Genomic DNA, 26,119 nt, shown 5'->3' on the forward strand with positions numbered 1-26,119 from the left:
GCGGGAGATTCATGTTAAGAATGTTTGGATTTTATCGAGACACTCATTTACAATATCTATTGGTGCTTGACCTTTAATCTTAATTTTTCTTGCGTTCCAATCCAAACTTTTTACTTGATCTGTTAATATACAACCATGAAAGATTGAGTTATCTGTCAGTACTACTTCGAATGGATAACCTTTTATGTTTTTGGTGATTGGGCACACAACTGCAAATCCTGTTACCTCATTAAAACTTTTCGGAGATAAGACGATTGCCGGCCGGTGATCACTTTGTTCGTGTCCGACCTGGGGATCGAAGTCAACAAAAACAAAATCCCCACGCTCTGGTGCATTATTCAAATCAATTCATTTCCTTTCGGTTCACCAAAATCAATTTCAGTATGGCGGTTTTCGGCAGTAACATTGGCAAGTAACTCTTCTAAAGTAGGGGTTTTATCTATTGGTTGTAATATGATATTCCCGTCCTGAACAAAAATGTTAAATGTGGTCCCAACAAAAGTGCCTGACATTTCCGCAATTTTTTTAGGGATGCGTATACCTAAACTGTTACCCCATTTTTGAGCTGTAGTAGCCAAAGGTATCACTCCTTCATGTTTATTTGATTTCATTATATCATCCTTTTATTTTGATGTATAGACATAGTATATACAAAGGTGAGTGGAATAATTCATGATTCACCTTTTTAGTATTATGGTAAGGTTTTGCACCAAAAACTATAGGTACTAGTTGGCTGAGCTGTTCCCATATATTAGAATCCTAATAAGAGACCTTTGCGAATATATGCGAAGGTCTCTTTCGGGTTAATGCTATAATTTTACGGAAAATGAAACCTGTTGAAATTAATCATTGCGCATTGGTTTAATCAAGAGGTTTAACCCGGACATTAAAATCGCAATAAGTAGCGCAGTTCCAAAACCTTCAATAATAAACCCTGTACCCATCATTTTATTTATAAGTAAAAGCATAAGTGCGTTCACAACAAATAAAAACAAACCGAGCGTTACAAGGGTTATTGGTAATGTAAAGAGAATTAAAATTGGACGCACGAGCATGTTGACAATGGCCAATAAAATACTCGCAATGATTGCAGCCCCTATGCTTTTTACGATAAATCCGGGAATTAAATAAGATAATAAAAGAAAAAATACTGCATTTATAAGAATTCTACCAAACCATTTCATTAGAAACCCAACCTTTAAATTATTATTTCAATATAGAACTATACCCTTCATCGTTATAGTATAAACTGAAGAGATGCTATAAATGTATAAAAGTGCACTTAATAGGACAACCTGTTTCAATTAAAAAATGTGTCTCCAACAAAGTTAGGGAGGCCGCTGAAAAAGTATGAATTTCTGTAGAGCCGTTGATTTCCGTTCCGAGCGGACGCTTTCCGCGGACACGTCTTCAATCTCCTCGTCGCGAAAACAAAAAGTGCTCTCAAACGCTCCGCTTTTTGGTCGCAAAAGCCGTTCCCCGTGACGGCTCTTCCTGCGGGGCTTTCAGATCGTGTTGTTTCCGCTGGAGTCGCCGCTCTGCACTTCAATCAACTAGAATGTCTAATGTAAAATAGTTTTTCAGCGGCTTTGTTAGGTACACGCTAACTCTTTAAAGAAACATCATTTCTATCTTCAGCTTTTTAGTCTTCCTCTGCCCATTTGTCTAGCTTTTCCATCACAAGCTCATACGTTTTTTGTGAGATTTCAGGTAGTTTTCCGCCTAATACTTTAGCGGCTTCATCAAATCCATCTTCAATTGCATCCCTGAGTAACTTTAATTTACTTTTGTCTCCACCAGAAATCGCTTTCGCAAAATCTACGATGCCATCACTGACATTTTCAGGACTTAGGGGGCCGCCGTCTCCTATTGCTGATTGTGCTTCTAAACGTGCCTCGTCATCCACTATAAATTCTTTGTTCCCATTTGCCACTTCTTCAAAGCTCAATCCTTGCCTTTCAAGAAGCTGTTTAACTAAATTTCGTAACTGTTCATGGGCTTTTTCGCTTTCTGCTTTTAGCCGTTCAATCGTGACTGTATCTGCCTTAAAAGAAGGCTTTTCATAGGTGACACTCGTTTCCTTTTCAGATGGTATGTACTTATCCACTGGGTTTGCGATGGCTTGTTCCAAATTTTTAACATTATTTTTATTCGTATCTTTAGTTGGTATTTTAGGTAAATTAAAGTTTGATTGATTTGAATTAATTTTCATCATTCCAACCTCCTATTGTTTTTCTTATCTATTGTATCGGTATATATAACTTTATCTTCATTGTTTTCGTCAGCCTTTTCAGAATGGCTTGGCAGTTATGATTTTATAGAGTGAGTCGAAACAGGTTTTATACAAAAGAAAATTCTTTTAGATCTTACTCTTAACTTTAAAATAAAATAAAATAAATGCATGAGCTTTTTTAAATGGATAAACATTTGAGTAAGTCAGTTCGTACTAAAAATGATAGGCTAGAGATATGTGTGTCGGTTTGTGTTTCATCTATTATTTGTTGGAAATACCAAAAGGGAGGTACTTTTATGACTAATAAACCATTAACAGCGAGGAATCGTTTGTTAGAAGTGATACATATATTACAAGAATATACGGATGAAAAAACAATGTTGACGATTCATGATGTTCACGGTTTCTTTCCTGAACATGTAAAGGTAGGAATCGGAGCAGTTCGTGATGATATTCACGCGCTTGAAAATTCATCTTCTTTTCCAGTTTTAGCAGTTCAACAGAAAAATGGGTTACCCAAAAAGTATTATTATGATGGTAGGCTTTTTGGAATACATGAACTCCGCTTATTGATGGATGCCATTTCAGCAGCGAAATTTATTCCACAGCGAGATACGAATGGCATGCTTATGAAAATTAGAAAACTGACAAGCCGAAGTTTGGCCAAACAGTTGACCAATGAATTAGTTGTAGCTGAGCAATCATCACAAGGGGCAGTCGCAATCATTTCAACTGTTCAACTTCTTCATGAAGCAATCCATGACCAACGAATTGTCGCTTTTCAATATGGAAGGTACGGAACGGATCTTCAATTTAACGTAAGCCATGATGGAGACGAATACTATGTTAAACCACTTGGGCTTGTTTGGAATAATGACCGCTATTATCTCGTTGCTCATTATATTAAAGAAGATGAAATTCGGCAATACCGCGTGGACCGCATGCGTAATGTAAGGATACTAGAAGAGAAATTTGTAACTGATCCTTATTTCGAATTAAAAACATACACAAGCAAGATGTTCCATATGTTTGGCGGTGAAATGATTTCATTGGAAGCTAGATTTCATACCCGTAGAATTAATGTCGTTATCGATCGCTTTGGAATAGGTGCTAATATTATCGATCAACAGGACGGAACATTTTTATTAAAGTCACAAGTTGTGATGAGCGAAGGCCTTGTCCGTTGGTTATGCCGGTGGGGCGGCGATGTCAAAGTGCTTCATCCCAAAGAACTTGTCCAGCAAATGAAACAAGAGGCAGAGAAAATGTATGCGCAATACCGATGACCTTTGTGGATATCCGCAAAGGTTATTTTTTATGGCCATTTATAATGAAAACATAGACGAAAGAGGGGGATATTTAATTGAGAAAAGTTATGTTGGTATGGAGTGTATTATTGTTGTTAGTCCTTGCGGCATGTGGTGATATCGATAAGAAAAATAGCCGTGAAGTTACGCCGGTAAACGAGGTAGATGCTGCAGCTGCTGATGAAACAGAGGTAGAAGTTACGGAAGAGGAAGTTGAAGAGGTAGTTGTGGAAAAACCAGTCGGTACAAGATCAAACCCTTTACCTTTTGGAGAAACAATAACAGTAAAGGAAAATATTTATGATGATAGTTCTAATAGTTATGAATCAGCTCTTGAAATTACATTGCTGGAATTGGTTCGTGGGGAAGCAGCTTGGGAAATGATTGAAAAAGAAAATATGTTTAACGAACCAGCCGCTGAAGGATTTGAATATGTATTAATTAAAGCGAAAGGATTTTTGAAAGAATCTGAAACAGATGACGACAGTCTGTACTTTTCAAACATGAATTTTAATTTCGTTTCGAATGAAGGAGAAGTGTATGACTGGGGTTCGGTTGTCATTCCGAATGAGCTTTCAAAAGAGCTTTACAATGGCGGTACTGGAGAGGGCTTCATTGCCAATCAAGTGAAAATAGGAGATGACTTTAAAGTTTCCTATGACTCAAGTGAAGGTTCGCCGGTCTTCTTTTACGTACAATAATTAAATTTTAAAAGGTGGAGATGAAAGTTATGAAGAAAATGTTATTAGTGATGTTCCTATCCGTTTTATTTATTTTACAAGCTTGTTCAGCTAGTAATGATACGGATAAGGAAGTAATAAAGGATAATGAAAAAAATAACAAGACAGAAGAAACTGGAGGCAGCCTTGAAGTTGATAAAGGTTTATTAAATGTCGAAGTGACAATTCCATCCACATTTATGGAAGGGGAAGACATTAATCAGGTTGTTGCCGATGCGAAAGAGAATGGCATTAAAAATGTAACGAAAAACGAGGATGGCTCCGTTACATATAAAGTTTCAAAAGCGCAACATAAAGAAATGATGAGTGAAATGAAAACAAATTTAGCGACTTATATTGATGAATTAGTAAGCGGTGAAGACTTTGCCTCGATTCAAGACATTGAGCATAATGGGTCCTTCTCTGAATTCACAGTAGTCGTAGACCAAGAAACCTTCGAAGGCAGTTTTGATGGATTTGCCACACTTGGCCTTGCAATGTCTGGTATGTATTACCAAGCGTTCAACGGAACAAACGCAGAAAAATTGAAAGTCACAATAAATACAAAGGATGTTGACACAGGAGAAATCATCGGTACAGCTATTTATCCTGATGTTTTGGATGAAATGGAAGATTAAGTACAGTTAAGGTGACGGCTTTAACATCAAATACAAGGGGGAATTTTTCATGAAAATCATTGGCATTCTTTTACTTATTGTTGGCGGAATTGGACTGATTTTATCAACAATGATGTTCGGCGATATTGGCGTTGCAGCCGCAATTGGATCGATATGTGCAATTCTTACGGGGATAGGGTTTTTGAAGTTGGGTAAATTGCTGGGGTTAAGATTGGCAAGTTAAGGTGAAGGTGTGATCCTGGGATTTTCAGGATTATGCTTTTTCATATGGCTCCCGCCTTAATTAACAGAAAATATGATATAATAATGAAAGTAGGGTAGATAAATGAGGCGAACAAAATTACTAAGAACAATTTCAATCGATAAACTAATGGACCTTAAAATTGATTTTGCTTTCAAACAATTATTTGGAATTGAGAAAAACAAAGACATTACTATTGTCTTGCTAAATGCAATTTTACAACGAACTGGTCGTGCTCAAATTAAAAATATTTGGTTCAGTAACACAGAAGCTGGGGGAGAGCATAAAGAGGATAAGCAGTCGAGATTGGATATACTCGCCGTGACGGATGCTGGTGAATCAATTAACGTGGAAATACAGTTTTCCAATAAATACGATATGGTAAAACGATCTATTTATTACTGGGCGGGTGTTTACCGGACACCGATTAAAAAAAGTATGAGTTACAAAGAATTGAATCCGGTTATCGCGATTAATATTTTGAATTTTGATTTACTAGACCAAACAGATTGTTTTCATACGACCTATCATTTATATGAAGATAGGGAGAAATTCAAGTTGACTGACGTGATGGAGATCCATTTCATAGAAATGACTAAACTCATTCGCGATTGGCAAGCAGATAAGTTAGACCCACAGAATGACGTACTTGCTAGATGGTTGTTAATGCTTGGGATGGTTGACCGCCGAAATGGAAAAATCTATGAAGATATTTATAAAGAATTGGAGGTCATTGCGATGAAAGATGAAACTTTACATGAAGCGTTTGAAAACTGGGAAGCGCTTAGTGGAACAGCCGAACAAATGATTGCCTATGAAGGCCGTATGAAACGTATTTTTGATGAAGAGGCCACAGTACGAGAAGCACAACTTCGGATAGAAGAAGCGGAGGAAGCAGCGGAGGAAGCAGCCAAAGACGCCAAATACGCCAAGATTGCTGCCAAAGAAGCCAACGCCGCAGCAAAAATAGCAGTTAAAGAAGCGAAGCAATCAGAAAAGCCGAAAATTGCCCGCCACCTTTTAAGTGTGGGAATGGATATTGAATCTGTCATTTTGGCAACGGGGTTAACTGAAGAGCAAGTCCTGGCAATCAATAAACAAATCTAGTTGTATAGTCATGTCGGGTAACGCCTTGTGAAATTAACCTGAACTCAATGCAGAAATAATAATCAGAGACCTTTGTGTAAAATCTGCGAGGGTCTTTTACTGTTGTTGCTCTACTGACCACGGGATACCAGTCACTTTGGTACCCTGGTGATAAATAATTCAAAAAAATTTCACGTGCCTATGCAACATTGAATTCGGAATAGGTAAGTTTTTTAATTTTTCATAATATTTTGGATGGGTATACATGGGTTTACAAGACCAAATAGTACTGAATTGATTATTCAACTTTGCACGGCCAGACATTGCAAAATGCACCGTCAAGTAAAGCAAAATCAACTGAAGCGGGTATGCAAATTGCACCGACTACACAGGGCAATTTGCCCTTAGCAATAACCAGAAAGATTAAGAGTATTAAGAATATATATGTCGAGAAAGATTTCGACGTTGTGTCAGTAGTTGATTATTTAAATAAAAAATGTCTAAGAAATTATTAAACAGATAATTGACGAAAGGTATTAATTGTTATACTCTGTTTATGTAGACCGTTTGCTATAATTTATTGATGGAGTGTTTAAATGACTAATAAAAATGACACAAAAGAAAAAATGATTAAAGCAACTGCATTATTACTGCAAAAGAATGGATATGTAGGAACAGGTCTCAGCGATATTATAAAGAAAAGTGGCTCACCAAAGGGATCTATTTATTATCATTTTCCTAAAGGGAAAGAACAACTTGCAATTGAAGCTGTTAACTGGACGAAAAGTAATGTATCCGTTTTCATTAAGGAACGATTAGCACTTTATGATGATCCAATCGAAGCGATTAAACAATTTGTTATTGATAGTGCGAATCGTTTTGAGGAAGATAATTATTTTAAAGGCGTACCAATTGCAGCATTAGTTTTAGAAACCTCATCAAGTAGTGAAGGCCTTAGGGAAGCTTGTCGAGAAGTTTTTGAAGCGTGGCGTGTGGAGTTTGCGGACAAACTAATATCAAATGGCTATGATGAAAATAAAGCATTTGAATTAGGAATGATTATTAATGTAATGATTCAAGGGGCACTCGTTATGTCATTAGCTAGTAATGAGACAACGTCCTTAAGGACAATGGCAGAACTAATCCCGTCTTTATTAAGGAAGTAATTTTTATTTATTATGTAGACCGGTCTATATTTACTGTTATTTATTACTGTTAAATGCCAGAGGGATTTAAGTTAATTAGAAAAATAAAATGAATTAAAAGGAGAATGAACATGATTAATACAAATGAAATCGAAGAAGCAGCAGCATATGTACGCAGTAAAATTAAAGACATCCCGAATATTGGTATCATTCTAGGCTCTGGTTTAGGAAGTCTTGCAGATGAAATTAAAAATGGTGTAAGTATTCCTTACGAAGATATCCCATTTTTCTCGAAATCTGATGCTGTCGGTCATGCCAATGAACTCGTGATTGGTGAATTAGAAGGTAATATCGTTGCGGCAATGAAAGGTCGCTACCATTATTATGAAGGTTACACTTTAAAAGAAGTAACTTTCCCAGTTCGTGTATTAAAGGCATTAGGTATTGAAAAGCTAATTATCACAAATGCTTGTGGCGCTGTTAATACAGATTTTACCCCGGGTGAGTTAATGTTAATTACTGATCATATTAACTTAGTGGGATCTAACCCATTAATCGGTAAAAATAATGACGAATTAGGACCACGTTTCCCAGATGTATCTGAAGTTTATAATAAAGAATTGCGTGCTGTGGCACAATCAGTTGCTAAGAAAAAGAACATTACTTTACGTGAAGGCGTATACGGATGGTGGAGTGGTCCTGTTTATGAAACACCAGCAGAAATCCGCATGATTCGAATTCTAGGTGGAGATGCAATTGGTATGTCTACGGTTCCAGAAGCAACTGTCGCTGTCCACGCGGGACTTAAAGTGTTAGGCGTATCTTGTTTAACGAATATGGCTTGCGGTATTTTAGATCAGCCATTAAGTCACGAAGAAGTGATTGAAGTTGCTGCAAAATCACGTGATATGTTTGTCAGCTTAATCAAAGGAATATTACAAGAAATTTAATAAGTTTTAAACGTAAAAGAATGATCATACCTAGTTTCACTGATTATAGTTCACAAATCATTGTAAAAAACTAAGTATGATCTTTTTCGTTCAATACATAAAGCGCCATTATAACTGTATGTTTTTAAAAAAATCAGGAAGAAACGATGTGACTTAATGAATATTCTTTGGGGTTTGTTTGGTTGTAGTGTAATTGTCTTAATTGCATTTTTATTATCGGAAAACAAAAAGCGTATTAATCTTAGAACAGTTTCAATTGGTTTTATTTTGCAAGTAATATTTGGCTTCATAGTTTTAAAGTGGAGTCTGGGAAAAGAAGCATTAGAATTTGTATCTAATGGTATCACGGGGATAATTAATTATGGACATGCAGGTCTTGCATTTGTATTTGGTCCATTAGCGGATAGAGGCGGAGATGTAGCTGTCTTTGCGGTCAATGTACTTGGAATGATTATATTTTTAACTGTTTTAATCGCTATTTTATATCACTATGGTGTTATGCAATATTTTGTAAGGATTATCGGTGGATTTATCTCAAAGGTTATGCAAACATCCTATTCAGAATCTGCAGCGGCAGCGGCAAATATCTTTGTCGGAAATACGCAAGCACCATTAGTCGTAAAACCATATATTGCTGGTATGACTAGATCACAATTATACTCAGTAATGGTCGGTGGATTAGCTTCTGTCTCTGGAGCTGTCATGATTGGTTTAGCTGCAATGGGAATTCCTATGGAGTATCTCCTTTCAGCAGCTCTAATGTCGGCACCGGCAGGAATTATGATTGCTAAACTTATAATTCCTGAAACAGAAGCATTAAACCCAGATGAGTGGAAACAAATCGCTGATGACGATGTAAAAAAAGAAGATACGAATATTATTGACGTTATTTTTGTAAGTTCTAGAGAAGGTTTATCTTTTGCTGTGAATGTTGGTCTAATGTTGATGGCATTCATCGGTTTAATGGCTTTAATAAATGGGATAATGGGCTGGGGAGGTTCACTCTTTGGTTTTGAAAACTTTAGTCTTGAACTTATTTTCGGGTATTTATTTGCTCCTATAGCACTAGTAATTGGTATACCATGGGATGAAGCATTGTTGGCAGGAAATTTGTTAGCTCAAAAGCTTCTATTAAACGAGTTTGTAGCCTTTGCTCATTTGTCTACGGTATTGGACACGATATCCGATAAAAGTTTAATCATTTTAACTTTCGCGCTTAGTGGATTTGCAAACTTCGGGGCAGCAGGAAGTATTGTAGCTATGCTTTCAAATATTGTTCCTAAAAGAAAGACAGAAATACAAAAGTTAATGGTAAAAGCATTGATTGGTGCTACATTAGCGAATTTGTTAAATGGTGCAATTGTAATGATGATTTTTTAATCATTAATAAACAAAGCCTTTTCCTACAATTTCTAAAATGTAGGAGAAGGCTTTTTAATTTATATGAAAATACTTAGCTAATGAAAAAGAACGATAACTTCAATCTATTTTTTTCAAAATCCCATATCCATTTTTAACTTTTAAATTTCGCGTGCCTATTGCAACATTGAATTCGGAATAGGTACGTTTTTTAATTCGATAGTGTAATATTAATATGATATTTTCAAGAAAGGTGGCTGGATATTATGCCGTTAGAGATTGTGCGAAATGATATATCTACGATGGAAGTAGATGTGATTGTCAATGCGGCGAATCCTACTCTTCGTAAAGGTGGCGGCGTGTGCGGGGCAATTTTTAGCATGGCAGGTGCAGAAAGGTTACAGGCGGCATGTGATGAAATTGGCGAGTGTGCTGTGGGTAAGGCTGTCATGACAGATGGATTTGATTTGCAAGCAAAGAAAATTATTCACGCTGTTGGACCAATCTGGCACGGCGGGGCGGCTAATGAAGCAATACTTTTAGAAAGCTGTTATAAAAATGCATTGGAGTTGGCAGTGAGACATCGCTATAAATCGATTGCCTTTCCACTTATCTCTTCAGGTATTTATGGTTATCCAAAGGAACAAGCTATGCAAATTGCGATTTCTACGATTAGCACTTTTTTACTAATGAATGACATACAGGTATACCTAGTTGTCTATGATAAAAAAGCGCTTGGCATAAGCAAGAAATTATACAATTCCATATCAGAATATATAGATGATTATTATGTAGCGGAACTAGATAGTAAGTTTCATCGGAATCGACATACGCATCATGAATATGACGAAGTGTCCGAGAATAACTATGATATTTTATTAGAATCAGAGATCTTCTCTGAAAGCCCGCAGATGGAAAAACAGCAAAGCAGGCGTTTAGAAGATGTGTTAAGCCAGCTAGACGAATCGTTTTCTGAAGGCCTACTGCGGCTTATTGATGAAAAAGGTATGACTGACGTAGAAACGTATAGAAAGGCAAATATCGATCGCCGACTTTTTTCTAAAATACGCAACACAAGTGATTATACGCCACTTAAAAAAACGGTCATTGCCTTTTCGATTGCGCTAGAATTGAATTTGGACGAAACGATTGATTTACTAGCCAAGGCGGGTTATGCATTGTCCCGTAGTAGTAAGTTCGATATTATTATTGAATATTTTATTGAGAAGAAGAACTTTAATATCCATGAAATTAATGAGGCATTATTTGATTTTGACCAAATATTATTAGGGGCTTAAATGTCGCTTTCAAAGCGACCTATTTGTTTACTTAACTTGGTATCCTTTGTTTATAGACAAAACCGATGACACCGGTTTTGAAATAAAGGAGGATTTCGAAGATGAAAAACAATGTAACTGAATTAGTGTTTATATTGGATAAGAGTGGTTCAATGTCTGGTCTTGAGGATGATACGATTGGTGGCTATAACGCAATGCTCCAGAAACAAAAAAAGGAAGACGGAGAAGCGCGGGTCACGACTGTGTTATTTAATCACGATTATGATTTGCTACACGACCGGATTAATAGTAAAGAAATTGCGCCAATTACGAGAGGGGAATATGAGGTTGGCGGTACAACTGCACTTCTCGATGCAATAGGTCACACGATTCAAAAGGTTGATAACGAACAAAGAAGAGCGAGTGAAGAAGAACGTGCTGGGAACGTACTCTTTGTTATTACGACAGATGGTTTCGAAAATTCGAGTGAAGAATATAGTTATAAGAAAGTAAAAGCAATGATTACAAAACAAAAAGCTACAAATGATTGGTCATTTATCTTTCTTGGTGCAAATATTGACGCTGTTTCCACGGCTGCAAAATTTGGTATTGATAAGGATTATGCTGTAGATTATCATGCAGATAGCGAAGGGACTCAAGTGAATTTTCAAGTGCTTAGTGAGGCAGTTTCCTCTTTTCGAGAGCATGGGAAAGTAAATAGTGTTTGGAAGGAAGAGATTGAAAAGGATTTTGAGCGACGGAAGTGATGGCGTGGGAGTGGAATGATCTTGTGGATGGTATGTTTTGGGGTACCTGTGCGTTACACAAAGAAAAACAATTTGCACACTTTAATAGTGATACAAGAAAATCAGACATTCGCCAATTTGTCTGATTTTCATCCTATTATTATACAATTGTAGTGAATTAACTAATTTTTTTCGCGCACAGGTACCTGAAATTTTGTTGCTGACTAAGTCATGTGGGTGAATGTACGAGCTTTTTAGAAAGGGGATGGGGAAATGGTGTTTCTGTCGGCTGGTGTTTTAGATAAGAAATTTTATACTGTTGGTGCTTTTTATCGAATTGATTTGGATGGAGAAAGTTATACTTGTCGTGGGTTAGCAAAGATTTGCAGGCAAGGTATAGAGACGGATGTTGCTAATGCATTAATTGTGATGGTGAATCCAGGATCTTGTCTTCCCACAGATAATGAATATTCTATTCCACAATATAATGAAGATCTAAGAAAGATTCCAATGGTAGCGGCTAAGTCTGATCAAACCCAGCATCAGCTAATGAGGTTAATGGAGTGCAGAGGTTGGGATATGATATATATTATTAATCTATCAGACTTGAGAGCTGGAAATATACCTAAATTTAAGACCAAATTGGAGATGTTTAGGGAAAAGGAAAATGATGCACATAGTATTTTTTCTCCTGACCGTAAAAAACAAATAAACACTCTTCTAAGTGAGGAGACTAAGATTATTATCGGCTGGGGTGTGCATCCAGTAAAAAGAAAAAAGATGGAAGATGCTTTGTCGTTCTTTAATAGAGAACTGGAAATATCCGGTATTCCGCATCAAACTCATCCATACTCCCTTCACCCTAGACCCGCGCTTATTAAAATGCGTATAGAATGGCTTAAAAATATGAATAGAATTCTAGACAAGGCAGATTGAGAGAAACTTTGACATAGTTCTGATAAATTATGTAGACATTAAATAGCAGTCACTAATTGTGAAAATAGAAAAATTGCGTTGAAAACTAAACAGAAGACCTTTGCTTACATTAGCGAAGGTCTTCTGTTTTGAGCATTTATGTTAATAATTTTTATGCTAGGCTCCATCAATTCAAACTTCGCCCACCAACCCCTGATTTCCGCTCAAAATAAGCATGCAATCTATACTCACAAATCTCCCTAGTCCACCGATAAAGAATCTCCTCATGCTCTGGCAATGGCATCACATGAATCATAAAGACATTATCTTGAAATGAAATCAACCCTTTTGACGAACCAGACCATTTGGACAATGGCATGCGTGTGAGAAGGGAAGTGATTTTCTTCTCGTTATAAGTTCGCAATTCTTGTCCTTGTTTATCAGAGAAATCTGTGCGTATTCGATAGTCTTTTTCCGTTAAATACTGATGGAAATAAGGTGCGATTTGCTCTGGTGTGACGGGATTAAGCCATTTATTTTGTCCTCTTGACAGCATGTAGCTTAATACAACCATCTTATAACTTTTGGTCATGCCTGTCCCAGTTGCTTCTTGAATCCACTTTTTATGTTTTTCGAAGACGTCTAACTCAATGTCGCTTAATTCTTTCGCATACGCAAGCAGACCCGGATAGGAGCCGAATTCTTGTTTTACGGATCTAGAATCGACATCTGCTTTTAAATGAAATTCCAAGTAGGTAGGACGTACACCGAGATGTGTTTTTAGTTTTGAATATGCATCGACCAATTGTTGTTTGCGTGGTGAACGTTTTCTTTTCATTTCTTCCAGTAGGTTCACGACAGCAAGATCCAGCCTGAAATTACAATTCGTGGGCAAGTTTAGGGTAGCTGCATCCAAGGATTTTGGCAGCTCGCCGTCTTCTGTAAAGACGCGCATTTTAACATCTGCATTGCGGTAATTTCCAATTAAGTCAATGATGACGCAATGTGATTTTCCGTTGGCAAGGCGTAAGCCACGTCCGATTTGTTGTGTAAATACAGTAAGTGACTCTGTTGGGCGTGCAAAGAGTAATGTATCGACAGAAGGAATGTCTATGCCTTCGTTAAATAAATCGACTGTAAAAATGACATCGAGTTCTCCATCTTCAAGTCGCTTCCGAGCGTTAAGCCTGGTATCCCGTTCGGATTTCCCGTGTAATGCGATTGTTTTATAGCCTGCTTGATTGAAGTGCATACTTAAATAAACCGCTTGTTTAACGGAAGAACAGAAACCGATTGTTCTAGTTTGCTTTTCTTGTTCCCAGGCACCTAAAACAGCATCTGCATATTCAGACCTTAGTTGTAAGCGCAACAATTCCTCTTCGTCGTACGAATTATTTCTCCATTGTAAACCACTATAATCGGTTCCATCGAAAACACCGTAGTATATAAAAGGAGTGAGCCAATTTTGACGAATGGCTTCTAGGAAATGAATTGAAATCGCCACGTTGCCATCGCAAATACTGTATACATCTTTATTGTCCAAACGATCTGGCGTTGCGGTGATGCCAAGAAGGAATTTAGGTGAAAAGTAATTTAAAATCCGTTCATATGTTGGTGCTACTGCATGGTGAAATTCATCGACAACAATGAGGTCGAATTCGTCAGGATGAAACTTTTTGAGATGATAATCTGTTGCCAATGTGAAGACGGATGCAAAAAGAAAGTCCGCATTTGATTCCTTTGAAAAGCCGTTGTATATACCAGTTGTTCGTGCTGGGTGTACATGTTTGAAAGAAGCTTTTGCTTGTTCTAGAATTTCTTCACGGTGTGCGACGAATAATACTTTTTTATAGTCCTGCGCGAAAAAGGCAGCGAGGTACGTTTTTCCAAGTCCGGTTGCGAGGACAACAAGGGCTTTGTTATAGTCTTCTTCACGTGTTTGCTTAAGTGCTTCTAATGCAAGTAGTTGGACAGGCCTTGGTTCGACAATTTCTTGTTTTGTTGCATATGTCGCAGGTGTTTCAAAAATGGTTTCCTGCTCTTCTGTTTCCCCGAACATGACTTCAATTTCATCACTGTGCGTCCAAACTTTACTGAACGGTACTTCAAGATTGGCTTTACGGTAAGCCTCTTTATAATTGATTAGTGTCTCGCGATTTAGTGGCAACGTGTTTGCTGAAAGGAACTGTTTCATGAATTCAGAGACAGCCGTTTCAAAGAGCCTTTCATCCACAGTAGAAGGTGCGTAAAGATTCCATTCGATGCCGTTCTTCATGGCAGATGCTGAAAGATTAGAAGATCCAACAACTAAATGGGAATTCTGATCAGTTCGAAATAAATATGCTTTTGGATGGAAGGAAACGCCTCGACTTTCATAAAGACGAATCTCGGCATCGGGCAGCTCTGTGAATAAAAGTTCCAATGCCTCAGGCTGTGTAATATGTAAGTAATCACCAATCAGTATTTTTATTTCCGCACCATTGACGGCTGCTTCTTTTAAATAGGGCAACACAAGACGTACACCCGACTCCATCGCAAACGCGACAATCCAGTAGATGTTGTCAGCTTTTTGTGTCAGTTCTTTAATTTCGCCAATTAAGTTAGAAGTAATAAGCCGGGTTTCAGTCATCTTCTACTTCAATCAGAAAAATCCGCGCATCAAATCCACCGCGTTTCTTCGCTTTATTTACACGTACTTCTTCCAGCTCCTCAATCGTCGTATCATGAATCGCTGCTGCGGCATGGATGAGTTCTAATAAATCCGCAAGTTCTTCAATTGCATCTTCGGTTATCGTAGCTGCTTCATACTCGGCTAACTCCTCGTGCATTTTTTTATTAATCTCAACTTGATATTCATCATCAGCTAATATGCGGGACGTTAATGATTTTCCCGATTTTTCGATAATTTCTGGAATGCGATCGCGTATAAGTTTATAGTAGATTGGCATGGTGAACATCTCCTTGTCTGAATCTTATAGTTAATTGTATCATGTTGTTTGGCGGGCAGAGAAAGTATTATATTATCAGTGCTATTAGCAGAACGTAAGATTCTGTAAAAAATATTGAATAATATGAGCAAGAATGTAAGTCATCTACTTGCAATTAAAAAGCGCCAACTCGAAAAAAATATACCCGTTCAATTGAGTGTTACAAAAGTTGAAATAAAGAGTCTATTAGCATCGCATAGTTTTTTTATATTTAATAAACTCCATAAGAGGCAAATTTTCAGGAGTTTTTATGGATATCTGTAGAAAAGTAATTGAAAGGGTGAAATAAGTTGGTCAAAACATAGTTCCATGAATTCATAAACTTCGGAAAAATGAAACCTTTCACACCTTATTAACGTATCAAAAGTAGGGCTGGGATTGTTCAGCAATCAGGCCAACACAATGTAGATAAACTGTTGCTTTCCGTTCCGTTGCGCGCTTTCCGGAGGGCGTGGCTTGAGCCAAGTGAACAGCGAAGGGTTCGCTTTGCCGTATTTCTGTGGTTTTGCAGAAATTAAGGCAGCTCTAACCTTCCTTCGCTACGCTTCGTCCAGGGTCTCAAGGCTCACGCTGATCCTCCCGGAGTCGGCACCTGCACTCCAAGCAACGGAAAGTATTAAATTGCTTATTCATTAAACGGGCCAAAGAGCAGGGGAGATTAAAATGACGATAATGAAGATACTCGCGATGTTTATTTGGATGGTTCTCATTCTTTATTTGCCTGATGTAATTGGTATAGAAAAAAGTCTTTATTTTTATCTGATAGTTTTCCCGATAGCTTTAATAGGGATATCAGTAATCGAATACCTTTTCAAGAGAAAATTAATTAAAAGTACGAATTCGCATAAATAAAGATAGCCTTATTAGACACACGATTATTAAAATTGGTAGTAACTTATTCAAGAAAAGGTTGCTTATCCAGAATAAAAATATGTCCTTTATTGAATCGTCTGGCCAGGTAATTTAGTAGATGAAATACAAGGGAGGAACCAATTTATGTCTCTATCTATAACTACAATTGTGGTATATCTGACATTGGCGAGCTTATTATTTACCATAGCCGATGTAGCAAGAGTTAAGAAAGAAAATGAGAAACTCAAGGAAGAAATAGAAATAATAAAAAAGACATATCAAAAGATTAGTTGATAGAGTTATTAAGTAATTGGGTGCAATTGCATCAATATTTTAATGGCTCCATATAGTTGCTTAGTTTATTAAAGAACGTTTATGTCACGTTTTTTGGAGGGATTTTTGGTGAGAATTATGAGGAGCGTTCTTTTCTTCTTTGTAGTTTTGGTTGCAATTTGGGCTCTTATTACTGGCATAAATAGTTTTTCTCCTTACATGTTGTTACTTGTTGGGGCTATGATATTATTCACTGGTATATCTGAATTGAAGCGGAAGGGAAAGAAAAATGCCGTTATTTCATTTATTGCATCAGCATTTGTACTGTCGATTTCGATTTACATTTTCATTAATTAGATAGCCGGTGTTGTCGCTTAAGGTTTGTGCTTCAATAGGGCCAAAGAATTAAATAAGACATCTGACAATGAAGAAAGTGAATAGTGCTGTAATTATCTTGAATCAGAAGATAAAAAAGTTTAACGATAGTAATTGTTATTTAAAATAAATCATTAAAAACAAGAGGTGTTCAAATGGTTAGAAGAAGGGGAAATTTACGTAGTAAAAGTACTTGGTGAGCAGCTCGCTTGTTTGTTTTGTCAACACAATCAATTTCGACATCGTGAAGTGTATATGGATTTAAGACCTTTAGGAGATACGGTGACGGAACAACTGACATTACAATCCTTAACCTGCACATCCTGAGGGGATAATCGCATGTTTCAAGAAAAGGAAGTCTTTGATACAATGCTGCAAAAACATGTGCCGAGTCTTGTCTATGTGGAAGTGATAGACAAATGACCATAAGTAATTTACAGGAAGTCAAAAGTAGGATTACCGTCTTCGGTCAGCCGATGATCTGCAGAGGTTGTTCACATGAGGTGTTTATTCCATATGAACTGTATATTAATGTTGAAAAACCCGGAATCGGTTGTTTATATGCACACGATATAGCGATTTGCCAGAACTGTGGGGAAGCAAGGCATTTTAGTGATTCCAGTGATTTTGATAATGAAAAAGGTGTTTTTGTATGGGCTTTGAGACAGTATGTTTGTGAAAATGAATGAATTAGTAAAGGGAAGTGAGAATGAAATTGAAATACACATTTAATAGTTTTTATTGCTCTTTTAGCAAACTGGCCATTTTATTGGGTAGGACAAATAGTGATAGGGGGTGCTATTCATTCAAAAATGTCACAACTGTAATGCACAATTTAGCTGGAGTAAAATCTATAAATCGTTTTTGTGGACTTATAAATCTATTAAATGCGGCGAATGTGGCACGGTGCATAAGATAACAATTCCCGGTAGGATTATTTTCGTTTTTTTGACTATTGTACCAATGCTAATCTTTGGCAATTTTCTCTCGCCTTTTAATAATCTTATTGTGACATTTGCAATGGCAATCCTTATTTTAATTATTGGTTCTTTGTTAACGCCATTTTTTGTTACTTATAAAAAATATTTGTGAAATAATGTATTTCAATTATTGGGTGCGTTTGTTTTATAAGCAAATGCCCCGATACTGCAATAGGGCCATTATCTAATGTTAAAGGATGTGAGGTTTAGCGATGAAAAAGTATGTTTTGTTCCTGTTAACATTAACTTTAATGTTATCTGCTTGTACCCAAAGCGAAGAAGAAAAAATACAAGTTTACTTAAAAGAAAAAAGTAAAAACTTTTATGACTTTTCTGTTGTTGATTTTGCGGATGGAGAATTAAACATTGAAATTAAAATGCTTCCCAATTCTGAAACATGGAGTAATGATGATGCAGAATTTGATGTGGGCGTTGAATCGAAAGCATCATTAGAAGCTGTAAAGTATTATTCTAAAGAACATTTAGGAGTAATAAAGGAAGCAAATCTTTACTTTGTTACAAGGGAATCAAATAAAACTGTTGCAGAAATAAATGCAAATAACGATACCATAGTGGAAACCAGTTGGTTAGAAGTAACTAACCAAGAATTTCCTCAAATTGTGGATGGTTACAAATTTTACGGTGTATCAGATTAGTTCTTCAGCTTATGGGCGCGATTGCAGTGTAAACGATTGTGTCCAGATCACGTAAACGGGCGAAAATTGGAGGTCGGACAGATATGAAACGAGAGGGAATTGTTAAGTGGTTTAAAGAAGATAAGGGTTATGGTCGTATTATGCTTGACGGTGAGGATGGAAATCACGTTTTTGTTCACTTCAGTTCGATTTCACCTAATACAGAAACATTTCCGAATGAATTCAGATACCTTAAACAAGGTCAAAAAGTATCTTTTGATTTAATTGAAAACCCGAATTCTACTGACCAAAAGCAAGTAGCAGAAAATGTAATCATTATCACGGACTAAAAAGTTCTTCATAACAAATGGGTGCTTTACTTGAATAGATCTTACTGAAATTTCATTAGAAGTGGAGGGGGAAAATGAATCAATTATATTCATCTCTATATAAAGCAGGTTTGTTGTTTATAAGGCATATAGACCAAGAAGATGATGTTTTTATTCACCTCGAAACTAACGAAAATGGAACAACAGAAGTGGATATTATTACATTCGAAGCACTTTTTGAAGATGTAAAAGAGAATCCAACATATGAAGCCTTGACTGGTACTCATACTTTTAAATTGGAGGAAACGCAACATACAATGACCACTGAAGAAATGGGATATCAAAAGTATTTTGATCTATGGAAAGAGCAAGGGTTATTTAATTCCTAGTCCAGAAACGGGCGCAGTTGTCGCATAAGGTTTGTTCTTAAATCGGGCCATTTAATTGAGGAAATACTTTTTATGTTTTTGGGAGGGAAATAATGTTTGTAAACAAAAAGGAAATACCAACAAACAGTAAAACAATTAGTTACACACATATAGAAACAGGTTCCAAGACGATTTGCTTTATGTTTTCTGGTGCGGGATACAATTACGATAAGCCCCTTTTTTATTATGCAACTATGATAATGCTTCAAAACAAAATTGATGTTGTTCACATTCATTATTCCTATGGCGAGCATTTATTTGAAAAACCTCTTAAGGAAATTACAAAGACAATAATGAATGATGTTAACCCCGTTATTTTTGATGTTTTTAAAAATAATCAATACAATGAAATTATTTTTCTAGGAAAGTCTCTCGGAACGATACCTATCGCGAACGATCTAATGAAAAGAAAGGAATTTCTAAGGTCAAAGATGATTCTACTTACCCCGCTGTTAAAGTTTGATGCGATATTTGATTCAATTTTAAATAATAAACACCGGGGGCTCCTGATTATCGGCGATAAGGACCATCATTACAAGTCAAATCAAATTGAGCAATTTGATTTGACGAATTTAAAGGTTGAAATTGTCCGAAATGCCAATCACAGCCTAGATGTTGGAACATTTGAAACAACAAACTCAATTTTGGCTTTGTCAAAAGTAATGGAACACCTTCAAGAAATTGTCGGGATAAAGAGTACCGATTAATATTAGGGTCTGGATCCAGGTTATGTCGTTATCGGGTGCAATTCTGGCATAAGGATTTCCTGTTTTTTCAGTTAAAGGGCCAAATACTTTAATGAAAATCTTTCGTTTTTATGGGGAATTTAATAGGGGAAGAGGGGAATTTGTGAATAAAATTTTAAAAGTAACACTTATTGTTGTAGGAGTGATTATATTAGGAATAGCTATACTTGTATTTTCTTTTTTTCAGGGTATGAAGCCAGACAAAGAAAAAGAAGATGCCGTGAAAATCCAAGCTGAGCAATATTTAAAGGATAATTTTAATGAGAACTTTGAAGTCTATGATGCATTATATGATAATATGGGGAACTTCGAATTTGAATATGCTGCAAAAGTGCAAGACGAGAAAAACCAGACACGTTTTTTAATTTATTATGATGATAAAACAAACACCATGGTGGATACGTACATTGCTGAAAAATGGGCTAAGGAATTGGAAAGTGAAATAAAACCTTTCCTCCATAAGAATCTTGATGGAAAAACTGATGTCTACGTTATATTTGAAGACAAGGTTGGTAAAAAGTTAGGTATTGATCCGAACGATCCCAAAAGTTATAAAGATTTCGATGTTGAACCAACTATTCGTTTGACAATTCCTAGGAAAGAAAATGCTGACGATGAGAAAGTTCTTAACGAATTTGTATCATTTCTAAAAAATGAGGATAAATTGCAACATGGTTCTGTGATTGCAGCCTATATTGCTGAAAGTGGTGAAATTTTAGAGGACGATGAATGGAGAAAAGAGTTTTAGAAGAAGTGATTTTCCTGCAATCGGGTGCGATTGTTGCATAAATTTTATGCCATTAACGGGCCAGATTGTTGTAGTTATGTAACTATTTACTATCTCGTTCCGTCTTAATTAATGAGAATCTTCAGTGTGACAACGTTATGGTTTTTCTTAATGTGTTAACTGGCAGGATACGTTATTTAAAGTATGCTTTTCATCTGGTACTAAAAGGATTTGGAATTAATCGAAATAGAAGAGATGTGGAAAGGAAGCGGTTTGGATATATATTTATATTATTTTGGGTGTGGCATTCTTATTAGTAATTGCCTTAATGCTTTTTATAAGAACTAAATATGACAAGTACTTTATTTTAAGTTTTGTTGGGTTACTTTTGCTAAGTATAGGAATCATTTGTATTGGTGCATTAATTGATGGTTGGGGTGGGGCAGGGTATATCTTTATTGGCACTTTTATTCTTATTTGTATAATCCCTTGCACAGTTATAGCCGTTATAATATTTAACTTGATTAAGTATTTTAAGAAGAATCGAATACAAAAATAATATGTAGGGAGATGACTACTTTATGAAAAAAAGAATTTCTATAGTATTAACAACGGTAGCTATCATTACTTTTGGTGTTTTTACTTATTATGGTTCTTTGACCGAGGCTAATAAGGAAAACGACAGTATTGTAATAGATAAAGATGGAGAAGTAGTAGAACCACTTAACGGTAACAACGATAATATGGGTCATTAATACAGATTAATATCAGCAGACATTTTTCTTCACGTTCTATTTATACCAATACTCTCTTAAACAAAAGGGTGCGATTGTTGCATAAATTTTATGCCATTAACGGGCCAGATTGTGTAGAAAATAAAGCTTTTGCACGATTTAGCACTAATCTGAAGCTGATTTAAACTACTATTCGGAGGAGAAAGGTTTGGGTGAATATCATAAAAAAGAAACCTCTGATTTTCTCGTTGGTTATTATTGTGGTATTAATCTTTGGAGTGGTTTGGTATAACAGTCCACTAAAGTTATTAAAATTAAATTCGGATGAAGTATCAGAAATCAGCATATTTGATGGTAATACTGGCTCATTGTTAAATATCACAGAAAAAAATGACATAGATTATATTATAAAAAATCTGAATACAGTTAAGTTGAAAAAAGGGAAAGTATCCATTGGCTACTTGGGCTACTCTTTTAAAACGACAATATATTTAACGAGTGGAAAAGAAGCAAATGGTTGGAATAATTTCATTATCAGTTCAAATGACACGATTCGAAAAGACCCTTTTTTTTATCATGTAGTCGAAGGCAGTATAGATTATGAATATATAGATAAGTTAATTAAAGAAAGCAGTAACCAGTAAGATTCAAAGCCTGGTTATCCCAGAATCGGGGGCGATTGTGACACAAATTTTATGCCATTAACGGGCCACTTTGTTTAAGAAATGAGCTTGAAAAGACTAGCGTTTTCTGTTGATGTTATAATAATTAAAATTGTAGTTCAGATATAAAATTGAGGAGGGGATAAAATGAAGCAAACGCCGTTTGAACGTCCAACGAGCCATTATGATGAACAACTTTACCCTATAGACGAACAAATTTGTGCTTTATTAAAACAACGTAAGGATCTCTCAAACGATAATCCCGGGTTTCCATCTGAAGATGCTATCTCTAAGTGGGCTACAAAGTACGATCTATATGAAGATTATTTAAGTTCCTTTTTCGGGACGCTAAGAATGGAAGAACTTTTTAGACCTCGTGTTGAACCGACTGGATTTAGAAAGCATATCCCTGTTTTAAAATCTGTTGAAATAGATGAGCGTTTATATTCGATCACCTTTATACGGCAGTATGAGAATGCGAGCGTTATAAATCTTAATGTCGATTGGGATGGTATAAATGATTCACCGCACATGCATGAGCAGGGTGATTTTGAATTATCTTTAGGAGCACAGTATGATTGTCGGCAAGATGGTGGAAGCGGATCCACAGGCTATTTCAAATACAGCTATATTGTTTCTCCACCATTACCTGACGATTTTTCAGGACTGGAGTTAGTTGTCAAAGAATATAGTGACCATTTTAAGGAGAAGCCAACGGGTATAGAGTTTGTAATTCATTTATAAGAAGTTTAACTATCGGGTGCGATTGTGTAAGTATCGGCTGCCTTTATAAATAATTTACGTATCCTTCAAAAGAGGTACACAAATTAATTCATATGACCGACATCATTAAGATTAATACACTCATTAAAACTTTTGGGTCTCAACAAACCGATGTTGGAAAAAATCAACAAATATCGTGGGAAGTGTGAATTAGAATACATTAAATAACCCACCTTAAGAAGAGTAACTTGAAACTTATAATGACTAAAACCATCGCTAGATGGAGCGCGAAATGCTTGGAAACTGGCACGTTCCGTGCGGAGCAGGGGAAAAGCTGGAGATAACAACAAAAGCTTACCTATTGCTATCATATATGAAGAATATTGCTGTGTTGAGATGGATTATAATTCAAATTTAAAAATGTGATAGGCATAGCAATCCATTTGAATGTACTGATTAAATTAAATAGAAATTCAAAAAGACAACCAAAAAACACGGTCTCCATGAATGAACATGAAAACCGTGTTGGTTCAAATCCTATTAAAGAACTTCTTCCAAGAAATCTAGGAAGTCTTGGCGATTCATATATCCGATATATGTTTTAACGACTTCGCCTTTATTGAATAAGTACAGGGATGGGAAACCTGAGATGTCATATTTAAGTTGAACTGGATTTGATTTTGCTTCGAAATCCTCAAGCGTTACCCAGTGCTTTACAAACTTGATTTTGCCTTCCAACTCTTTAGCGACGTCTTCAAGGACAGGTTCGAATGCTTGGCATGGGCCACACTCATCTGTATAGAAATCAACGAATACAGGTAATTTACATTCTATAACTTCTTTTATAAAATCTTCTTTTGTAACTTCTAATACATGGGACATTAAAATTCCTCCTTAGAATAGAAAAGAATAGCTATATGCTATTTCTCTTAATATTCAATTTACCAAAGTTTTATAGATAGTAAAACCCTTTATGTCAAAGGCGTCCATTCTCTTGTTCATTCGGTACAGTTCGCAGTGTGTTGAAGAAGGTGAAATGTAATCCGACTTTACGACCATCCGGGGCAGTTGTTGAATATGGACTGTGCCTCAATCGGGCCAAATTGTTTGAATAATGTTGTAACTAAACTGTAAAAGCATAGTCCTATGTTATAGGAGGGGAGATTTATGAAGAAACCGTTACTTTTATCAATTTTATTTTCGGTAGTTTTGTTTTTATCTGCTTGTACAAATAATACTAGTGCTCTAATAAAACCAAATGAGAATAGTATGGTTATTCACATAAAAAACAACGCTAATTTTGATTTTTATTCGATAGAATTCAGTACTGATGGTGAAATCACAGGCGGTGTAAGTTATGCTGATGGCTCTGAAATTCGAAAAGGAGACACACTTAGTAAAGAATATATTGATCAGGAAGACTTTAACTTAGATGGCAAAAAAACATTTAAGTTTACATTGATAAATGAAATGGAACAAAAGATACCATTGAAAGAAATAACACTTGAATTAGCAACAAACAAGGAATACTTTTTTGAAATCATTGGTGATTCGATAAATGAAGCTGGTTTAAAAAGAATAAATTAACATTTCCTCAAACGGGGGCAGTTGTTGAATAAGGATAGTGCCTTAATCGGGCCAGATCATAGAATTGAGGAAGGTAAATGAAACTTTTTAAAACTATGAACAAAAAAGAATCATTGAATTGGAAAAGGGCAGTTATACTAGGTTTTTACACGTATATGCTGGTATCGGCTATTAACTATTTTTCTTACTTGTTAATGGAACAGGATTTATTCTCTTCACCTATAATTTTCTGGAGTGGATTAGTAGTAGCCTTTGGATATGGAGCCTTTTTGAATTTTAAAGACAAAAGAAAATCGGGCTACAAGGCTCCAGAAAGCTGAATGTAGCTTTGCTATTAAATTCCAGATAGCTGTGCAACATTGAATTTAGAATAGTGTGCAGGCACCGTTTTTAATCTGCCGATAATTAAAAAGCGTTCAACTTCCTAAAAAAGAGTTGGCGTTTTTTTGTGTCTAAAAAATCGGTCTGATAGACGGTTGATAATAAACGAATAGGTGCAGAAAGATAGTTACTCGTACAAGCACTAATTCTGCGATATTTTCCAAAATGTATCCTTTTCCGATAGTGGCGTCTATATAGCTAGTGAAAGGTCCCGTTCGTCTATGCACAAGCAGTCATGCTTGCGTCAAAAACACCTACAGCGAATGGGGCATGTATTTAAATGAACTTTACGGAAAGGAGTTTTGAAATGAAATTATTAATTAATGAGTCACCGCTTCAAATCATTCCGTCTTTGGCGCTAAAGGTTGGGTTGAATGAAGCTATTTTGCTGCAACAACTTCATTTTAGAACGCTCATTTCTCAAAATGTTCGTGATGGACATAAATGGGTTTACAAGACGTATGAAGAGTGGAAAAAAGAAGAGTTTCCGTTTTGGTCTGTCGATACGATTAAAAGAACAATTCGCAAGTTGGAAATTAGTGGTTTTATCGTTTCAACAGCTTCTTATAATCGGATGAAAATGGACAAGACAAAGTGGTACCGGATTGACTATTCGATGTTGCAAGGCCAGACGCTGCAAAATGCATCTTCGACGGAAGCAAATTCAGCTGAAGAGGAAGTGCAGTTTGCACTCTCTACTGAAGGCAATTTGCCCCTAGCAATAACCAAAGAAGTTAAGAGTATTAAAAAAAAACCTGTCGAGGAGGATCTCGACGTTATGTCTGTGGTTGATTATTTAAATAAAAAAGTGAAGAAAGAATTTAAAGCATCATCAAAAGCAACAGAGCGTTTGGTGAAAGCGCGGTATCGTGAAGGTTACAAGCTCAATGATTTCAAAAAGGTTATTGATTTGAAAGTAAAAGATTGGCTGAATGATTCTCATTGGCATAAGTTTTTAAGGCCTTCTACCTTGTTCAATGCGACGAATTTTGAAAACTATTTGGAAGAGTCGAGAGAAGAAAAATCATGGAAGAACAGTTCAGCAAAACCGTTCGAACTAGACTTCAGCAAGGGGGAAGATTAA

34 protein-coding genes are annotated in these 26,119 nt (G+C 36.1%); 27 read left to right on the forward strand and 7 right to left on the reverse strand.

Annotated elements, in window-relative coordinates; genetic code table 11:
• Positions 1–9 precede the first annotated feature (9 nt).
• From mazF to AC3RV6_RS05475, 4 genes are all read right to left on the reverse strand, one after another.
• Entirely contained in the window at positions 10–342 is a 333-nt protein-coding gene (mazF, locus tag AC3RV6_RS05460) for an endoribonuclease MazF (protein WP_489748449.1), read from the reverse strand.
• Positions 339–611 (reverse strand): AbrB/MazE/SpoVT family DNA-binding domain-containing protein, encoded by a 273-nt coding sequence (locus AC3RV6_RS05465; protein ID WP_489748450.1) that lies wholly within the window; start codon positions 609–611, stop codon positions 339–341. The genes mazF and AC3RV6_RS05465 overlap by 4 nt, the downstream gene beginning before the upstream one ends.
• A gap of 231 nt (positions 612–842) precedes the next feature.
• Positions 843–1,184: a phage holin family protein gene (locus AC3RV6_RS05470; RefSeq protein WP_489748451.1), complete on the reverse strand. Its 342-nt coding sequence runs from the start codon at positions 1,182–1,184 to the stop codon at positions 843–845.
• 458 nt (positions 1,185–1,642) lie between these two features.
• Complete coding sequence (locus AC3RV6_RS05475) at positions 1,643–2,215, reverse strand: hypothetical protein (protein ID WP_489748452.1); 573 nt, start codon at positions 2,213–2,215, stop codon at positions 1,643–1,645.
• Positions 2,216–2,529: 314 nt separating this feature from the next.
• Here AC3RV6_RS05475 and AC3RV6_RS05480 point away from each other — a divergent pair, with 314 nt between their 5' ends.
• The 11 genes from AC3RV6_RS05480 to AC3RV6_RS05530 all read left to right on the forward strand — a co-directional run bounded on the left by AC3RV6_RS05480 (position 2,530) and on the right by AC3RV6_RS05530 (position 12,637).
• A complete protein-coding gene (locus tag AC3RV6_RS05480; protein ID WP_489748453.1) occupies positions 2,530–3,519 on the forward strand; it encodes a helix-turn-helix transcriptional regulator in 990 nt (329 codons plus the stop codon).
• 77 nt (positions 3,520–3,596) lie between these two features.
• A complete protein-coding gene (locus tag AC3RV6_RS05485) occupies positions 3,597–4,241 on the forward strand; it encodes a hypothetical protein (RefSeq protein WP_489748454.1) in 645 nt (214 codons plus the stop codon).
• A 29-nt stretch (positions 4,242–4,270) separates the two neighbouring features.
• Positions 4,271–4,897, forward strand: a complete 627-nt coding sequence (locus AC3RV6_RS05490; RefSeq protein ID WP_489748455.1) for a hypothetical protein — start codon at positions 4,271–4,273, stop codon at positions 4,895–4,897.
• Between the two features lie 49 nt (positions 4,898–4,946).
• Positions 4,947–5,120: a hypothetical protein gene (locus tag AC3RV6_RS05495; RefSeq protein ID WP_489748456.1), complete on the forward strand. Its 174-nt coding sequence runs from the start codon at positions 4,947–4,949 to the stop codon at positions 5,118–5,120.
• A 102-nt stretch (positions 5,121–5,222) separates the two neighbouring features.
• Entirely contained in the window at positions 5,223–6,245 is a 1,023-nt protein-coding gene (locus AC3RV6_RS05500; protein WP_489748457.1) for an Rpn family recombination-promoting nuclease/putative transposase, read from the forward strand.
• 575 nt (positions 6,246–6,820) lie between these two features.
• A complete protein-coding gene (locus AC3RV6_RS05505) occupies positions 6,821–7,390 on the forward strand; it encodes a TetR/AcrR family transcriptional regulator (RefSeq protein WP_489748458.1) in 570 nt (189 codons plus the stop codon).
• A 110-nt stretch (positions 7,391–7,500) separates the two neighbouring features.
• Positions 7,501–8,319, forward strand: coding sequence for a purine-nucleoside phosphorylase (locus AC3RV6_RS05510; RefSeq protein ID WP_489748459.1), 819 nt, complete (start codon positions 7,501–7,503; stop codon positions 8,317–8,319).
• 156 nt (positions 8,320–8,475) lie between these two features.
• Positions 8,476–9,699, forward strand: coding sequence for a NupC/NupG family nucleoside CNT transporter (locus tag AC3RV6_RS05515; RefSeq protein ID WP_489748460.1), 1,224 nt, complete (start codon positions 8,476–8,478; stop codon positions 9,697–9,699).
• 245 nt (positions 9,700–9,944) lie between these two features.
• The gene (locus AC3RV6_RS05520) at positions 9,945–10,976 is read left to right on the forward strand and encodes a macro domain-containing protein (protein WP_489748461.1); all 1,032 of its coding nucleotides are present in this window, start codon (positions 9,945–9,947) and stop codon (positions 10,974–10,976) included.
• A gap of 101 nt (positions 10,977–11,077) precedes the next feature.
• A complete protein-coding gene (locus AC3RV6_RS05525) occupies positions 11,078–11,722 on the forward strand; it encodes a vWA domain-containing protein (protein WP_489748462.1) in 645 nt (214 codons plus the stop codon).
• Positions 11,723–11,974: 252 nt separating this feature from the next.
• Complete coding sequence (locus AC3RV6_RS05530; protein ID WP_489748463.1) at positions 11,975–12,637, forward strand: DUF1643 domain-containing protein; 663 nt, start codon at positions 11,975–11,977, stop codon at positions 12,635–12,637.
• A 166-nt stretch (positions 12,638–12,803) separates the two neighbouring features.
• Here the strand turns inward: AC3RV6_RS05530 and AC3RV6_RS05535 are convergent, their stop codons facing one another.
• The gene (locus AC3RV6_RS05535; protein WP_489748464.1) at positions 12,804–15,245 is read right to left on the reverse strand and encodes a DEAD/DEAH box helicase family protein; all 2,442 of its coding nucleotides are present in this window, start codon (positions 15,243–15,245) and stop codon (positions 12,804–12,806) included.
• Positions 15,238–15,564, reverse strand: a complete 327-nt coding sequence (locus AC3RV6_RS05540; protein WP_489748465.1) for a nucleoside triphosphate pyrophosphohydrolase — start codon at positions 15,562–15,564, stop codon at positions 15,238–15,240. Before AC3RV6_RS05540 ends, AC3RV6_RS05535 begins: the two co-directional genes overlap by 8 nt.
• A gap of 702 nt (positions 15,565–16,266) precedes the next feature.
• On the opposite strand from AC3RV6_RS05540, the gene AC3RV6_RS05545 reads away from it, so the two are divergent.
• From AC3RV6_RS05545 to AC3RV6_RS05605, 13 genes are all read left to right on the forward strand, one after another.
• Positions 16,267–16,455, forward strand: coding sequence for a hypothetical protein (locus AC3RV6_RS05545; RefSeq protein ID WP_489748466.1), 189 nt, complete (start codon positions 16,267–16,269; stop codon positions 16,453–16,455).
• A 411-nt stretch (positions 16,456–16,866) separates the two neighbouring features.
• Positions 16,867–17,085 (forward strand): DUF3953 domain-containing protein, encoded by a 219-nt coding sequence (locus tag AC3RV6_RS05550; RefSeq protein ID WP_489749194.1) that lies wholly within the window; start codon positions 16,867–16,869, stop codon positions 17,083–17,085.
• Between the two features lie 437 nt (positions 17,086–17,522).
• On the forward strand, positions 17,523–17,792 hold the full coding sequence (locus AC3RV6_RS05555; protein ID WP_489748467.1) for a hypothetical protein: 270 nt from the start codon (positions 17,523–17,525) through the stop codon (positions 17,790–17,792).
• Between the two features lie 106 nt (positions 17,793–17,898).
• A complete protein-coding gene (locus AC3RV6_RS05560) occupies positions 17,899–18,195 on the forward strand; it encodes a TIGR04104 family putative zinc finger protein (RefSeq protein ID WP_489748468.1) in 297 nt (98 codons plus the stop codon).
• A 100-nt stretch (positions 18,196–18,295) separates the two neighbouring features.
• Positions 18,296–18,739, forward strand: a complete 444-nt coding sequence (locus AC3RV6_RS05565; RefSeq protein WP_489748469.1) for a hypothetical protein — start codon at positions 18,296–18,298, stop codon at positions 18,737–18,739.
• An 83-nt stretch (positions 18,740–18,822) separates the two neighbouring features.
• Positions 18,823–19,068: a cold-shock protein gene (locus AC3RV6_RS05570; protein ID WP_489748470.1), complete on the forward strand. Its 246-nt coding sequence runs from the start codon at positions 18,823–18,825 to the stop codon at positions 19,066–19,068.
• 74 nt (positions 19,069–19,142) lie between these two features.
• The gene (locus AC3RV6_RS05575) at positions 19,143–19,436 is read left to right on the forward strand and encodes a hypothetical protein (RefSeq protein WP_489748471.1); all 294 of its coding nucleotides are present in this window, start codon (positions 19,143–19,145) and stop codon (positions 19,434–19,436) included.
• 92 nt (positions 19,437–19,528) lie between these two features.
• Positions 19,529–20,182: an alpha/beta hydrolase gene (locus AC3RV6_RS05580; protein WP_489748472.1), complete on the forward strand. Its 654-nt coding sequence runs from the start codon at positions 19,529–19,531 to the stop codon at positions 20,180–20,182.
• Positions 20,183–20,324: 142 nt separating this feature from the next.
• A complete protein-coding gene (locus tag AC3RV6_RS05585; protein ID WP_489748473.1) occupies positions 20,325–20,969 on the forward strand; it encodes a hypothetical protein in 645 nt (214 codons plus the stop codon).
• A 274-nt stretch (positions 20,970–21,243) separates the two neighbouring features.
• A complete protein-coding gene (locus AC3RV6_RS05590) occupies positions 21,244–21,507 on the forward strand; it encodes a YesK family protein (protein WP_489748474.1) in 264 nt (87 codons plus the stop codon).
• 22 nt (positions 21,508–21,529) lie between these two features.
• On the forward strand, positions 21,530–21,703 hold the full coding sequence (locus tag AC3RV6_RS05595; protein ID WP_489748475.1) for a hypothetical protein: 174 nt from the start codon (positions 21,530–21,532) through the stop codon (positions 21,701–21,703).
• A 191-nt stretch (positions 21,704–21,894) separates the two neighbouring features.
• Positions 21,895–22,326 (forward strand): hypothetical protein, encoded by a 432-nt coding sequence (locus AC3RV6_RS05600; protein WP_489748476.1) that lies wholly within the window; start codon positions 21,895–21,897, stop codon positions 22,324–22,326.
• 165 nt (positions 22,327–22,491) lie between these two features.
• A complete protein-coding gene (locus AC3RV6_RS05605) occupies positions 22,492–23,088 on the forward strand; it encodes a hypothetical protein (protein ID WP_489745754.1) in 597 nt (198 codons plus the stop codon).
• 519 nt (positions 23,089–23,607) lie between these two features.
• On the opposite strand, the gene AC3RV6_RS05610 is transcribed toward AC3RV6_RS05605, so the two are convergent.
• A complete protein-coding gene (locus AC3RV6_RS05610) occupies positions 23,608–23,949 on the reverse strand; it encodes a thioredoxin family protein (protein WP_489748477.1) in 342 nt (113 codons plus the stop codon).
• Positions 23,950–24,234: 285 nt separating this feature from the next.
• Between AC3RV6_RS05610 and AC3RV6_RS05615 the strand changes: the two genes are divergently transcribed.
• The 3 genes from AC3RV6_RS05615 to AC3RV6_RS05625 all read left to right on the forward strand — a co-directional run bounded on the left by AC3RV6_RS05615 (position 24,235) and on the right by AC3RV6_RS05625 (position 26,119).
• Positions 24,235–24,654, forward strand: coding sequence for a hypothetical protein (locus AC3RV6_RS05615; RefSeq protein WP_489748478.1), 420 nt, complete (start codon positions 24,235–24,237; stop codon positions 24,652–24,654).
• Positions 24,655–24,731: 77 nt separating this feature from the next.
• A complete protein-coding gene (locus AC3RV6_RS05620; RefSeq protein ID WP_489748479.1) occupies positions 24,732–24,974 on the forward strand; it encodes a hypothetical protein in 243 nt (80 codons plus the stop codon).
• A 368-nt stretch (positions 24,975–25,342) separates the two neighbouring features.
• On the forward strand, positions 25,343–26,119 hold the full coding sequence (locus tag AC3RV6_RS05625; protein WP_489748480.1) for a conserved phage C-terminal domain-containing protein: 777 nt from the start codon (positions 25,343–25,345) through the stop codon (positions 26,117–26,119).

It is taken from the genome of Sporosarcina sp. So3-204 (assembly GCF_058068165.1).